The organism is Actinomycetospora flava (assembly GCF_037400335.1).
GTDB classification, from domain to species: Bacteria; Actinomycetota; Actinomycetes; order Mycobacteriales; family Pseudonocardiaceae; genus Actinomycetospora; species Actinomycetospora flava.
Genome location: NZ_JBBEGM010000027.1, coordinates 14050 through 27790, shown reverse-complemented (window position 1 = coordinate 27790; position 13741 = coordinate 14050). Strand labels below are relative to the sequence as shown.

At 77.3% G+C, this 13741-nt stretch carries 9 protein-coding genes; 6 read left to right on the top strand and 3 right to left on the bottom strand.

Annotated elements, in window-relative coordinates; genetic code table 11:
• Positions 1 to 2: 2 nt before the first annotated feature.
• A complete protein-coding gene (locus WCD58_RS33180) occupies positions 3 to 302 on the bottom strand; it encodes an MGMT family protein (protein ID WP_337707419.1) in 300 nt (99 codons plus the stop codon).
• A 301-nt stretch (positions 303 to 603) separates the two neighbouring features.
• Here WCD58_RS33180 and WCD58_RS33175 point away from each other — a divergent pair, with 301 nt between their 5' ends.
• Genes WCD58_RS33175 through WCD58_RS33165 form a run of 3 tightly spaced genes read left to right on the top strand, consistent with a single transcriptional unit; the run spans position 604 to position 8329 of the window.
• Complete coding sequence (locus tag WCD58_RS33175) at positions 604 to 3861, top strand: ATP-dependent helicase (protein ID WP_373696325.1); 3258 nt, start codon at positions 604 to 606, stop codon at positions 3859 to 3861.
• Positions 3858 to 7301, top strand: a complete 3444-nt coding sequence (locus tag WCD58_RS33170) for an ATP-dependent helicase (protein ID WP_337707417.1) — start codon at positions 3858 to 3860, stop codon at positions 7299 to 7301. The genes WCD58_RS33175 and WCD58_RS33170 overlap by 4 nt, the downstream gene beginning before the upstream one ends.
• 41 nt (positions 7302 to 7342) lie before the next feature.
• The gene (locus tag WCD58_RS33165; protein ID WP_373696324.1) at positions 7343 to 8329 is read left to right on the top strand and encodes a pirin family protein; all 987 of its coding nucleotides are present in this window, start codon (positions 7343 to 7345) and stop codon (positions 8327 to 8329) included.
• 182 nt (positions 8330 to 8511) lie between these two features.
• Here the strand turns inward: WCD58_RS33165 and WCD58_RS33160 are convergent, their stop codons facing one another.
• Both WCD58_RS33160 and WCD58_RS33155 read right to left on the bottom strand, forming a co-directional pair.
• Entirely contained in the window at positions 8512 to 8880 is a 369-nt protein-coding gene (locus tag WCD58_RS33160) for a DoxX family protein (RefSeq protein WP_337707416.1), read from the bottom strand.
• A 30-nt stretch (positions 8881 to 8910) separates the two neighbouring features.
• Complete coding sequence (locus WCD58_RS33155; protein WP_337707422.1) at positions 8911 to 10650, bottom strand: gamma-glutamyltransferase family protein; 1740 nt, start codon at positions 10648 to 10650, stop codon at positions 8911 to 8913.
• A 190-nt stretch (positions 10651 to 10840) separates the two neighbouring features.
• On the opposite strand from WCD58_RS33155, the gene WCD58_RS33150 reads away from it, so the two are divergent.
• The 3 genes from WCD58_RS33150 (at position 10841) to WCD58_RS33140 (ending at position 13713) form a co-directional block, all read left to right on the top strand.
• Positions 10841 to 11242: a DoxX family protein gene (locus WCD58_RS33150; RefSeq protein ID WP_337707415.1), complete on the top strand. Its 402-nt coding sequence runs from the start codon at positions 10841 to 10843 to the stop codon at positions 11240 to 11242.
• Positions 11243 to 11313: 71 nt separating this feature from the next.
• Positions 11314 to 12711, top strand: a complete 1398-nt coding sequence (locus WCD58_RS33145) for a M20/M25/M40 family metallo-hydrolase (protein WP_337707414.1) — start codon at positions 11314 to 11316, stop codon at positions 12709 to 12711.
• A gap of 30 nt (positions 12712 to 12741) precedes the next feature.
• The gene (locus WCD58_RS33140; RefSeq protein ID WP_337707413.1) at positions 12742 to 13713 is read left to right on the top strand and encodes an SDR family NAD(P)-dependent oxidoreductase; all 972 of its coding nucleotides are present in this window, start codon (positions 12742 to 12744) and stop codon (positions 13711 to 13713) included.
• Positions 13714 to 13741: the final 28 nt, after the last annotated feature.

Here is a 13741-nt window from a genome sequence, read left to right as displayed (position 1 = left end):
AGTCAGGAAAGCCACCCGCTCGCGGCGCGGTGATGGGCGAGCACGACCTTCCCGTCACGGATCTCGACGCCTTCCCCGCGGAGACGGGCGTGCTGCTCGTCGAGGATCTGCGGGGCGCTGGAGCCGTCAGCGCGCAGGACGCGGTGCCACGGGAGGTCGGCCCCGTCCTCGCGCAGCACCCGCCCGACCAGGCGCGCGGATCGCTCGCCGGCCTCGGCCGCGACGTCGCCGTACGTCGCCACCTGACCTTCCGGGATCGCCGCGACCGCCGCGCGGATCCGCTCGTGCCGGGCCTCGTCCACGACGTCGAGTCCAGCACGAGCCGCTCGCGGCACGGGAGCCGGGACCACGTGATCGTGGTGGCTTTCCTACCGTTCAACGTCAGTGTCCGGCCTCCGGCGCGGCAGCTCCCGCTTCGCTTCGTGCCGCCTGAGCCGCCAGGCTGGAACACCCCTGACCACGCCGCCACCGGCGTGTCGGCGCGGTGAGCATGTGGCGATCCTGGCGTCAGACGCCAGCGATGCCGCATCGCTCGCACCGGCGGTGCGCCGATCCCGGTCCCGGCGGGCACCCTCCACGCCCTTGTCGGGGGGACGTGGTGGAGTGGTGACCGTGAGCCTCCCGACGAGCGCTGAGCGCGTGCCCGAGCTCCGGCGCGCCGCGGCGTGGGTGCCGGGCGAGCTGGCGCTCGACGACGCCGCGCGGCGGGTCCTCGAGCACGACGCGGGCTTCCTGCGCGTGCTCGGTGGGCCGGGGACGGGCAAGACGACGCTGCTCGCCGAGCGGGTGGCGCGCCTGCTCCACGCCGAGCCCGACGCGCGCCCGCTCGTGCTCGTCGGCGACCGGCGGGCCGCCGCCTCCCTCCGCGAGCGCATCGCGGCACGGAGACGAGCCCTCGACGACACCGACCGACCCGCGAGCGCCGTCGCCGAGCCCCTCGTGCGCAGCGTGCACTCCTACGCCTTCGCCGTCCTGCGCCGCCACGCCGAGCGCCGGGGCGAGGCACCGCCGCGCCTGCTCCCCGGCGCCCAGCAGGACGCGATGGTGCGCGAGCTGCTCGCCGGCGAGGTCGCAGGCGCCGGGGTGCCGTCGGGCTGGCCGCTCCGGATGCAGCCCGCCCTCGAGGCGCCCGCCTTCGCCGGCGAGGTGCGCGATCTCCTCCTCCGGGCCGCCGAGCGGGGCCTCGGACCCCGCGAGCTCGCCGACCTCGGCAAGCGCCACGGCGTGCCCGCCTGGATCGCCGCCGGGCGCTTCTACCGCACGTACGAGGAGGTCACGCTGCTGCGCGCGGCCGCGGGCTCCGCCAACCCCCTGGCCAGCGCGCCACCGCTCGACGCCGCCGAGCTCGTCGCCGCCGTGCTCGACGCCTTCGTCACCGACCCCGACCTCCTCGAGGCCGAGCGCGCCGCGGTCCGCCACCTCGTGGTCGACGACGTCCAGGACATGGACCCCCAGCAGATCGAGCTCGCGCGCGCCCTGGGCGCCGCCGCCGACGACTGGCTGCTCGCGGGTGACCCCGACTCCTCGGTGCTCGGCTTCCGCGGCGCCGACCCGGCGCTGCTGCGCGACGCCGACCCGGGCGGGCTCGCCACCGTCGTCCTGCCCGTCGACCACCGCAGCCGCCCCGCGCTGCGCGACGCCGTCGCCCGGGTCGTCGCCGCCCTGCCCGGTGCCGGCCCGGGCCGCACGCGACGCGCACCAGCAACCGAGGACGACGACGACCCCGGCCGCGTCACCGTCGACGTCTACGCCACCGCGGGGCGCCAGGCCGCCGCGGTCGCGGACCGGCTGCGCCGCGCCCACCTCACCGACGGTGTGCCGTGGTCGCGGATGGCGGTGCTCGTGCGCAGCGTCTCCGGCTCCCTGCCGCCCCTGCGCCGCGCCCTGCTCGCCGCCGGCGTGCCGCTCGCCGTGCCCGCCGACGACACCCCGCTCGCGGCGCTGCCCGCCGTCGCCCCGCTGCTCACCGTCCTGCGCTGCGCCGCCGACCCTCAGCGCCTCGACGCCGACACCGCGCTCACCCTCCTCGCCTCCCCGCTCGGCGGCGCCGACCCGCTGGCCGTGCGCCGCCTGCGCCGCGGGCTGCTCCGCCGCCACGAGGCCGGCGGCGGCGCGGCCGACACCCCGAGCGACGCCCTCATCGTCGACGCCCTGCTCGACCACGTGCACCAGGAGCTCAACCCCCTCGCGCTGCTCAGCCCGTCGGAGGCCGCGCCGCTCGAGCGTGTCGGCGGGCTCCTCGCGGCCGCCGCAGGAGCCATCCAGCAGGGCGCTTCCGTCCCCGACGTGCTGTGGGCCGTGTGGGACCGCAGCGGCCTGCAGCGGCGCTGGGTCGCGGCCAGCGAGCGCGGCGGGGTCACCGGCGCGCAGGCCGACCGCGACCTCGACGCCGTCGTCGCCCTCGTCGAACGCGCCGCCCGCTTCGTCGAGGACCTGCCCGGCGGCACCGTCGCCGGCTTCGTCGCCCAGGCCGACGACCAGCGCATCCGTGCCGACACCCTGGCCCCCCGCGCCCCCGACGGCGAGGCCGTCGCACTGCTCACCGCCCACGCCTCGCGGGGCCGCGAGTGGGACGTCGTGGTCGTCCCCGACGTGCAGGAGGGCGTCTGGCCGGACCTGCGGCGCCGCGGCACCCTGCTCGGCGTCGAGCGGCTCGTCGACGTCCTCGCCGGCATCCCCGACGACCCCGCGGTCTCCGGGCAGGCGCCCCTGCTCGCCGAGGAGCGCCGGCTCTTCGCGGTGGCGCTGTCGCGGGCACGGTGCGCGGTGCACGTCAGCGCCGTCGAGGCCGAGGACATCACGCCCTCGCGCTTCCTCGACGACGTCGACGGCGGCCCGCCCAGCGAGGACCCCGCGGAGGCGACGAGGCCCCGCAGCCGCCCCGGCCGCGCGCTGGTGCTCGCCGAGCTGGTCGGCGAGCTGCGCCGCGCCGTCACCGACCCCGACGCCGCCCCGGCACAGCGAGAACGGGCCGCCGCCGGCCTCGCCCGCCTCGCGGACGCCGGCGTGCCGGGTGCCGACCCCGACGAGTGGTACGGCCTGCTCGCCCCGTCCACCGAGGCCCCGCTGCGCCCGCCCGGCCCCGTCGCGGTCAGCCCCAGCGCCGTCGAGACGATCCTGACGTGCCCGCTGCGCTGGGCGCTGCAGACCCACGGCGGCGACGACGGCGACACGCTCGCGTCGGTCACCGGCTCGCTCGTCCACGCCCTCGTCCAGCGCGCGGCCGAGGGCGCCGGGGCCCGCGAGCTCGAGGAGGCCCTCGACGTCGCGTGGGCCTCGGTCGACGCGGGCGCACCGTGGTTCTCGCGGCGCGAGCTCGCCAACACCCGGCGCATGCTCGCGAGCTTCCTGACCTGGCGGGACCAGACGCGCGCCCAGCTCACCGAGGCGGCGGTCGAGCGCGAGCTCGAGGTCACGGTGGCCGAGGGCGTGCGGGTGCGCGGGCGGGTCGACCGTCTCGAGATCGACCCCCACGGCCGCCCGGTGATCATCGACGTCAAGACGGGCAAGACGCCGATCTCCAAGGCCGACGCGGAGGCCCACCCGCAGCTCGCGGTCTACCAGCTCGCCACCGCGCTCGGCGCGTTCGCCGAGACCCTCGCCGGCCCCGACGGCACCGCCGCGCGCACGACGCCCGGCGGCGCCCGCCTGGTCTACCTGTCCCGGGCCGGCACCCCGGCCAAGGAGCGCGCACAGGAGCCCCTCGACGACGAGGGGCTGGCGCAGTGGCGCGAGCACGTCGGGGCCGCCGCCCGCGCCACCGAGGGCCCGCTGTTCGTCGGGCGCGAGAACGACGCGTGCCCGCGCTGCCCGGTGCGCACGGCCTGCCCGGTGCATGTCTCGGGGAGGCAGGTGCCGTGACGACGATCGCGCCCACCGACGTGATCGACCCCGTCGAGCTCGCCGAACGCCTCGGCCTGCGCCGCCCCACCGAGGAGCAGGCCGCCGTGATCGGCGCGCGGTGGGAGCCCGCGCTGGTCACCGCCGGGGCGGGCTCGGGCAAGACCGAGACGATGGCCGCGCGCGTGGTGTGGCTCGTCGCCAACGGCCTGGTGCGCCCCGAACAGGTGCTGGGCCTGACCTTCACGCGCAAGGCCGCCGGGCAGCTCGCCGACCGGGTGCGGCGCCGGCTGCGCGTCCTCGGGGCGTCCACGCTGCTCGACGAGCTCGACCCCAGCGGCGACCGCCGTCTCGCCGCCCGCGCGGGCGAGCCGACGATCTCGACCTACCACGCCTACGCGGGCCGCCTGCTCACCGTGCACGGCCTGCGCCTGCCCGTCGACCCCGGCGCGCGCCTGCTCTCGCCCACCGCCTCCTGGCAGCTCGCCCACCGCATCGTCTCCACCTGGGCCGCCGACCTCGACACCGACCGCGTGCCCGCCACCGTCACCGCGCTGGTCCAGGCCCTGGCGGGCGAGCTCGGCGAGCACCTCGCCGACCCCGAGGTCCTGCGCGTCCACGCCGAGCGCTTCGCCCGCGCCGTGGAGGACGCCAAGCCGGCCAAGGGTCAGCGAGCCGCCCTGTCCCAGGCCCTGGCCGGCAAGGTCGCCGCCCAGCGCTTCCGCGCCGCCCTGCTGCCCCTGGTCGAGGAGCTGGCCGCACGCAAGCGCGCCGAGCGCTGCCTCGACTTCGCCGACCAGATGGCCGCCGCCGCGCGCCTCGCCGAGGGCCACGAGGAGGTCGGCGCCGCCGAGCGGGAGGCGTTCTGCGCGGTGCTGCTCGACGAGTACCAGGACACCGGGCACGCCCAGCGCGTCCTGCTGCGCTCGCTGTTCGCCGGCGAGGAGGACACCACCGTCACCGCGGTCGGCGACCCCTTCCAGTCGATCTACGGCTGGCGCGGCGCCAGCGCGGCCAACCTGCCGCGCTTCGTCACCGACTTCCCGCGCGCCGACGCCACGGGCGAGTGGGTCGCGGCCGCCCGCCACGGCCTGCTGACCAGCTTCCGCAACCCGCCGGAGGTCCTCGCGCTCGCCAACGGCATCGCGGAGCCCCTGCGCGCCTCCGGCGTCCCCGTGGACGAGCTGCGACCCCGACCCGGGGCGCCCGCGGGCGACGTGCGGGTCGCGCTGCACACCGACGTCGAGGTCGAGCGCGCGTGGGTCGCCGACGCGATCGCCGACCGCTGGCGCGCCGCCGCCGACGCGGGAACCGAGCCGCCGACCTCCGCCGTGCTGGTCCGCCGCCGTGCGGACATGAGCGCGCTCGCCGCCGCGCTGCGCGCCCGCGACCTGCCCGTCGAGGTCGTCGGGCTGGGCGGGCTGCTCGACGAGCCCGAGGTCCGCGACGTCGTGTCGGCCCTGCGCCTGGTCGTCGACCCGCTCGCCGGCGGCGCCGCGGTCCGGCTGCTCACCGGCGCGCGCTGGCGCATCGGCGGCGCCGACCTCGCCGCCCTCTGGCGCCGCGCGCGCGAGCTGGCGGCGCCCGCCGACCACCCCGCCACCGTGAGCGACGCGGTGCCCGACCCCGTCGCCGCCGCCCTGCCCGGCGAGCACGCCGAGCGGGCCGGGCTGGTCGACGCCCTCGACGACCCCGGCCCGCCGGCGCGCTACTCGGCCGCGGGGTACGAGCGGATCCGCCACCTCGCCCACGAGCTGAGCATGCTGCGCCGCCGGGTCACCGCGCCGCTGGTCGACCTCGTCGCCGACGTGGAGCGCGTGCTCCTGCTCGACGTCGAGACCGCGGCACGCCCGGGGCCGACCGGGCGCGCGCACCTCGACGCGTTCGCCGAGGTCGTCGCCGACTTCGGCACGGGCGCGGTGGCCTCGGGCGGCACGGCGACGGTCACCGCGCTGCTCGCCTACCTCGACGCGGCCGAGGACGCCGAGGACGGCCTGACGCCCGGCGAGGTCGACCCCGTGTCCGCTGCCGACCCCGCGACGGGCGGCACGCGGGTGCAGGTGCTCACGGTCCACGCGGCCAAGGGCCTCGAGTGGGAGCTGGTGGCCCTGCCGCACGTCGTCGACAAGGTGTTCCCGGCGGCCAAGCGCTCCGGGTCGTGGCTGACGTCGGTGGCCTCGCTGCCGGCGCACCTGCGCGGCGACCGGCCCGACCTCCCCGAGCTCGACCTCGACGGGGCCGAGGACCGCAAGGAGATCCAGGAGCGGCTCGACGCCCACGAGCGCGCCTTCGACGACCGCCGACTGGTCGAGGAGCGGCGCCTGTTCTACGTGGCGCTCACCCGCTCCGAGCGGGCGCTGCTCGTCTCCGGGCACTGGTGGGGCGACACCGGCGACACCCCGCGCGGGCCGTCGGAGCTGCTCGGCGAGGTGGGGGAGCTGGTCGCGGCCGGGCGTGGCGGGGTCGTCGACAGCTGGGTCGAGGCGCCGGAGGAGGGTGAGCCCAACCCCATGGCCGCGGCCGTGCACGAGGCGGTCTGGCCGCTCGACCCCCTCGGGACGCGGCGGGCGGCGGTCGACGAGGGTGCGGCGCTGGTCCGGGCCGCCCGGGGGGTGCAGCAGGACGAGACGACCGACGACCCCGAAGGCTGGGCCGCCGACATCGAGGTGCTGCTCGCCGAGCGCGCCGCCGCCCGCGACCGGCACGCGCGCGTGCTGCTGCCCCCGCAGCTCTCGGTCAGCCAGCTCGTCGACCTCGCCGCCGACCCGGGGGCGCTGGCCCGCCGGCTCCGCCGCCCCGTGCCGCGCCCTCCCGACCCGCGCGCCCGGCGCGGCACCGAGTTCCACGCCTGGCTGGAGCGCTGGTTCTCGGCCACCGAGCTGCTGGAGTTCGACGAGCTGCCCGGCGCCGCCGACGAGGACGCCGACGCCGCCGCCGACCCCGCCGGTGCCGCGGACGCCGTGGAGCTGCGCGAACGGTTCACCGCGAGCCGGTGGGCGAACCGCACGCCGGTGGCGGTCGAGGTGCCGTTCGAGACCGAGGTCGCCGGCACGCTGGTGCGCGGCCGCATCGACGCGGTGTTCGCCGATGCCGACGGGGGCGCCACCGTCGTCGACTGGAAGACCGGCAACCTCCCGCGCGAGGATGCGCTCCCGGCGCTCGCGGTGCAGCTCGCGGCGTACCGGCTGGCGTGGTCGTCGCTGTCCGGGGTCCCGATCGAGAAGGTCCGGGCGGCGCTGCACTACGTGCGGTTCGACGAGACGAAGACCCCCGACGACCTGCTCGACGCCGCCGGCCTGCGCGCGCTCGTCGCCGCCGTGCCCGAGGAGCAGCGCGCGCCCGAGGGCGACCCGGAGCCGCCGCCGGGGACCGCGCCGGCGCACGACGGCGACGACGGCGGGGACGCCGACCCGGACCGCGACGACGGCCCGCCGCCGGACGTCGACCTCGACCCGCGCTGAGCCCGCCGACCCATCTCGCGCAGAGGCGCAGAATCGACGTCGTGAGCAACACCGAGACCGCGCCGCCCGAGGTCCACGCCGTGCCGGGCGACGCGGTGCCGCAGGTCGAGATCCTGACGCCGCGGGAGGTGCCGCTGGGCGGCCCGCGGGCGATGACGGTGCGCCGCACCCTGCCCCAGCGGCAACGGTCGCTGATCGGCGCCTGGTGCTTCGTCGACCACTACGGCCCCGACGACACCGCCGCCTCGGGCGGCATGGACGTCCCGCCGCACCCGCACACCGGGCTCGCGACGGTGAGCTGGCTGTTCACCGGCGAGGTCGAGCACCGCGACAGCCTCGGCACCCACGCCATGGTGCGCCCCGGCGAGCTCAACCTCATGACCGCCGGGCACGGCATCGCGCACTCCGAGGTCAGCACCCCCGACACGACCGTCCTGCACGGGGTGCAGCTCTGGGTCGCGCTGCCCGAGGAGGCGCGCGACGGGCCGCGCGACTTCGCCCACCACGCCCCGGAGCCCGTCACCCTGCCCGGCGGCGGCACCGCCCGCGTCTTCCTCGGCGCGCTGGCCGGGTCCAGGTCCCCGGTGCCCACGGCGACACCCCTGCTCGGCGCGGAGGTGCTCCTCGAGCCCGGCGCCACGATCGAGCTCGCCGTCGACGCCGGCTTCGAGCACGGCCTGCTCGTCGACCGCGGCCACGTGGCGTTCCAGGGGCAGCCCCTCGCCCCGGCCGAGCTCGGCTACCTGCGCACCGGGCACGCGACGCTGCGCATCGAGGCCGGGGACGAGCCGGCCCGCCTCGTCCTCCTCGGCGGCCCGCCCTTCGGCGAGCAGATCGTCATGTGGTGGAACTTCGTCGGCCGCAGCCATGACGAGATCGTCGCGTTCCGCGCGGCGTGGGAGGCCGGGGAGCGGTTCGGCGCGGTCGACGGCTACGTCGCCCGCGACGGCCGCACGGGCCCGTCCACCCGGCTCCCGGCCCCGGCGCTGCCCCAGGCGACCATCCGCCCGCGCGGCAACCCGCAGTGACGACCTACCAGTACCGAGCGTAGCGATGCGGGCACCGGAACCGCTCTTGTTGCACTCTCGGTAGCTGACTACCGTCGAACTCGCGGACAAGCTCCACGGTTGATGACGGAGCGTCGCGCCGGGGCGGGAACGGTCGGGGACCGGGACCGGGGGGGAGTCGGGGAGGGCCCGCGGGGCCGGCGTCAGCCGGCCTCGCGGTGCACCCGCAGCGCGTGCGCGATCATCGGCGCCTGCAGCGGCAGGCGCCCGAACGCCACGGCGCGCCACGGCCAGGGGCGACGACGCCAGTCCCATGCCATCTGCACGTTCGCCGGGAACACCGCCACGAACAGCGCGGCCGCCGCCAGCGCCCCCGCGCGCCGGGTCCGTGGCGCCGCGACCGCCGCGCCGACCGCCAGCTCCGCGACACCGCTCGCGTAGGTCCAGAACCGCGCCGAGCCGGGCAGCCACGGCGGGACGATCGTGTCGAACGGCGCCGGCGCCACCCCGTGCAGCACGCCCATGGTCAGCAGACCGCCGGCGAGCACGGCCGGGGGTCGAGGAACGATCATGCGCCGCACCCTGGCACAACCGCGGGCGCCTCACCGTCCGACCGCGTACCCCTGCATCCCCCGCGGGTTCGCCGCGGCCCACCGCAGCCCGCGCGCCCGGTCGATCCCGACCGCCGAGAGCCGCCCCAGTGACCAGGGCCCGCTGCGGGTCACCCGGTGCCCGCGGCGCTCGAGCCCGTCGACGACCGCGGCGTCCAGCCGGTCCTCGACCACCGCGCCCGCGGGCTCGCGTCCCCGCGGCCAGAACGAGCTGGGTGACGACGTCGTGTGCAGCGCCGGCGCGTCGATCGCCTGCTGCGGGTCGTAGCCGCCGACGAGCGTGCGCAGCAGGTAGAGCAGCTGCCACTGGTCCTGCTGGTCGCCGCCGGGCGTGCCGAGCGCGGCGACGGGGCCGTCGTCGTCGAGCACGAGCGTCGGCGACAGCGTGGTGCGCGGCTTGCGTCCCGGCGTCAGCGTCGAGGGCAGGCCTTCCTGCAGCCAGGTCATCTGCAGCCGGGTGCCCAGCGCGAACCCCAGCTCCGGGATCGCCGGGGACGACTGCAGCCACCCGCCGGACGGGGTCGCCGAGACGATGTTGCCGGCGCGGTCGACGACGTCGAGGTGGCAGGTGTCGCCCTTGGTCTCGCCGGCGAGGGTGACGGTCGGCTCGCCGATGGTGCCGTCGGCGGTCACGCCCGCGTCGGCGCCGGAGACCGCGAGATCGGCCAGCACCGGGTCGCGGCCGCCGAGGCGCCCGGGGCGCAGGTCGGGGGAGGCGACGTCGGAGATCAGCGCGCGGCGCCAGGCGACGTAGTCGGGGGCGAGGAGGTCGGCGACGTCGAGCAGGTCCGCGGCGTCGCCGAACCACGCGTCCCGGTCGGCCAGTGCCAGCTTCATCGCCTCGAGCACGAGGTGCGCGCCGGGGTCCCCGGCCGGGTCGAGGACGTCGTCGTCGAACCCGTCGAGCACCGCGAGCGCGGCGAGCAGTGCCGGGCCCTGGCCCCACGCGGGGGTCTTGGCCACGCGCCATCCGCGGAACGACCCGACGACCGCGTCGCACACCCGCGCCCGGTGGCCCGCCGTGTCCGCCACGGTGAGCACGCCCGCGTGGACGGTGCCCGACGAGTGCCGGTGGGGCGTGCGGCACGACGCGGCCACCGCCTCGCCCACGAACCCCTCGCCCCACACGGTGCGCACCGCGTCGATCCGGGCCTCCCGGTCGGGGCCCTGCGCGGCGGCGGCGAGGCGCTCGAGGGTCTCGGCCCAGGCCGGGTTGCGGACGACGTCGCCGGGCCGCGGCGGGCGGCCGCCGGGCAGCCACAGCGCGGCGGAGGTCGGCCAGTGCTCGCGGAAGAGGTCGGCGACGGTCGCGATCGTGGAGGCGAGGCGGGGGACCGCGGGCACGCCGTCGCGGGCGGCGTCGATCGCCGGTGCGAGGACGTCGCCGACCTCCCACGTCCCGTGGTCGCGCAGCAGCAGGAACCAGGCGTCCACCGCGCCCGGCACCGCGGCCGCCAGCGCGCCCGAGCCCGGCACCCGGTCCAGTCCCTCGGCGCGGTAGGCCGCGGCCGACGCGCCCGCCGGGGCCGGGCCCTGCCCGTCGAGCACCCGCGGGGTGGGGTCGTCGGCGGTCGCGAACACGGCGGTGAGGTCGCCGCCCGGCCCGTTGAGGTGCGGCTCGGTGACGTGCAGGACGAACGCGGCGGCGACGGCGGCGTCGAACGCCGTGCCGCCGCGCTCGAGCACGCCCATCGCGGTGGTCGCCGCGGCCCAGTGGGTCGCCGCCGCCATCCCGACGGTGCCCTCGAGCACCGGGCGGGTCGTGAACTCCGGAGGGGGTGTCCAGCCTGCGGGCGTCACCACCGGAGCGTCGCCGACCGCTCACGAGCGGTGCAAGTACGAAGAAACAACAAGAAAGTATTGACGTAGGACTTACACCCCGGCAGGCTTCTCCTCACCACCCGCAGACCTGGAGGCCCCGATGACCACCGCGACGGCGACCGGCACCACGACCCCGACCCGTTCCCGCCCGGCGACCGTCGCGCTGTGGACGCTGCAGATCCTGCTCGGCCTGATGTTCGTCGTCGGCTCCGGGGCACCGAAGCTGTTCGGCGACGCCTACGCGGTGCAGATCTTCGCCGACCTCGGGACGGGCCAGTGGCTGCGCTACGTCGTGGGCGTGCTCGAGATCGCCGGCGGCATCGGGCTGCTCGTGCCCCGCCTCGCCGGGCTCGCCGCCTCGTGTCTGATCGCGCTCATGGTGGGCGCCACCGGCGCGCAGCTGTTCTTCCTGTCCGAGGGCTTCTGGTACACGCCGGTGATCCTGGGCGTCCTGCTCGGGATCGTGGCCTGGGTGCGCCGCGCGGAGATCGTGCCCCGGTAGCTCGCAGCTTCCCGCCCGGTCACCGCGACACGGTGGCCGGGCGGTGACGTGTCTGGCCTAGCGTTGGCCGGGTGACCAGCACCGAGTCAGCCGCCGTGAGCGCCCGCGCCGACGCCTTCGTCGCCGACCTCCAGGAGTGGCTGCGCATCCCGTCGATCTCGGCCGACCCGGGTCACCACGGCGACGTGGCGCGCTCGGCGGCGTGGCTGGCGGAGCGGCTGCGCGCCGAGGGCTGGCCGCAGGTCGAGGTGTGGGACGACACCGACGCCCTGCCCGCGGTGTACGCGTCGTGGCCGGCGGCGGACCCGGGTGCGCCGACCGTGCTGGTCTACGGCCACCACGACGTCCAGCCCGCGGACCTCGCCGACGGGTGGTCGTTCGAGCCGTTCGACCCCGAGGTCGTGGGCGAGGAGCTGCGCGGGCGCGGCGCCTCCGACGACAAGGGCCACCTCGCGATGGTCCGGCTCGGCGTGGCCGCGCACCTGGCCGCGACCGGCGCCGATGGGCCCGCCGTGCACCTCAAGCTGCTCGCCGAGGGCGAGGAGGAGTCCGGCTCGGCACACCTGGGCTCGCTGCTCGCCGCGCACCGCGACGCGCTGGCCTGCGACGCGATCGTCGTCACCGACACCGGGATGGTCGACCGGGACGCGCCGACCGTCTGCACCGGGATGCGCGGCATGGTCGACACCGAGATCGTCTTCCGCGGTGCCTCGGTGGACCTGCACTCCGGGCAGTTCGGCGGCGCCGTGCCCAACCCGGTCACCGAGCTCGCCCGCCTCGTCGCGGCGCTGCACGACGACCAGGGGCGCGTGCAGGTGCCCGGGTTCTACGACGACGTCCGCCCGCCGACCGACGCCGAGCGCGCCGCCTGGGCCGCGCTGCCGTTCGACGAGCCCGCGTGGCTCGCGCACTCCGCCGCCGGCGCGCAGGCCACCGCGGGCGAGGCCGGCTGGAGCACCTACGAGCGGCTGTGGGCGCGCCCGACCGCCGAGGTCAACGGCCTGCACGGGGGCTACGGCGGCCCCGGGCACAAGACCATCGTCCCGCACTCGGCGACCGCGAAGCTGACGTTCCGGCTGGTCGCCGACCAGGACCCGGCGCGCATCCTCGAGGGCGTCCGCGCCTTCGTGGCGGCGCACACCCCGCCCGGCGTCACCGCCGAGGTGATCGCCGGCGGCCCCGGCGTGCCGCCGCTGATCTGCGACGTCGACTCCACCCTGGTGACGACGATCCGCGAGGCCATGGGCGCCGCGCTGGGCGCCGAGGTGCTGCCCGCGCGCGAGGGCGGCAGCGGCCCCGAGGCGCTGCTGTCCACCGAGCTGGCCGCTCCGCTGGCCTTCCTCGGCGTCATGCTGCCCTCGGACCGCATCCACGCCCCCGACGAGCGCGCCGTCCTCCCGCTCCTGCTCGCGGGGGCCGAGGCGACCGCGCACCTGTGGCGGATGCTGGGAGAACGCGGTCTTGACTGAGAGCGCGCTCGAAGTCCTAGCGTCGATCAGGTGACCGCAGCAGCACAGCACCCGATCGGCTCCGGCTTCGGAGCGCACACCACCGCCGCCGAGGTCCTCGCGGGCCTCGACCTCACCGGCCGCCTGGCCGTCGTCACCGGCGGCTACTCGGGGCTCGGGCTCGAGGCGACCCGCGCGCTCGCCGCGGCGGGCGCGCACGTGGTCGTCCCCGCCCGGCGCCCGGACGCGGCCAAGGAGGCGCTGGACGGGATGGACCGCGTCGAGACCGACGCCCTCGACCTCGGCGACCTCGACAGCGTCGCCGCGTTCGCCGACCGTTTCCTGGCCTCCGACCGCGCGATCGACATGATGATCGACAACGCCGGGATCATGGCGACGCCCGAGACGCGCGTCGGGCCCGGGTGGGAGGCGCAGTTCGCCACCAACCACCTCGGCCACTTCGCGCTGGTCAACCGCCTCTGGCCGGCGATCGCGCGCGGCCGCGACGCCCGCGTGGTGTCGGTGTCCTCCCGCGGGCACCACCGCTCGCCGGTGCGCTTCGACGACCTCGACTGGCGCGCCGAGCCCTACGACAAGTGGCGCGCCTACGGCCAGGCGAAGACCGCCAACGTCCTGTTCGCCGTGCAGCTCGACGCCCTCGGCGCCGACCACGGCGTCCGTGCCTTCTCGCTGCACCCCGGCGGCATCCTCACGCCGCTGCAGCGCCACCTCCCGCGCGAGGAGATGGTCGGCCTCGGGTGGGTCGACGAGGCCGGCAACCCGACCCCGCAGGCGGCGGCGAACTTCAAGACCCCGGAGGCCGGCGCGGCGACCGAGGTGTGGGCGGCGACGTCGCCGCAGCTCGCGGGCCGCGGCGGGCTGTACCTCGAGGACTGCGAGGTGGCGGGGGTGGCGACCGGCGACACGGGGAACGGCGTCCGCGACTACGCGATCGACCCCGACGCCGCCGCGCGCCTCTGGGCCGTGTCGGCGGAGCGGACCGGGGTGGACGCGTTCGCCTGATCGTGTGACCACCCGGACCGGCGTGTCG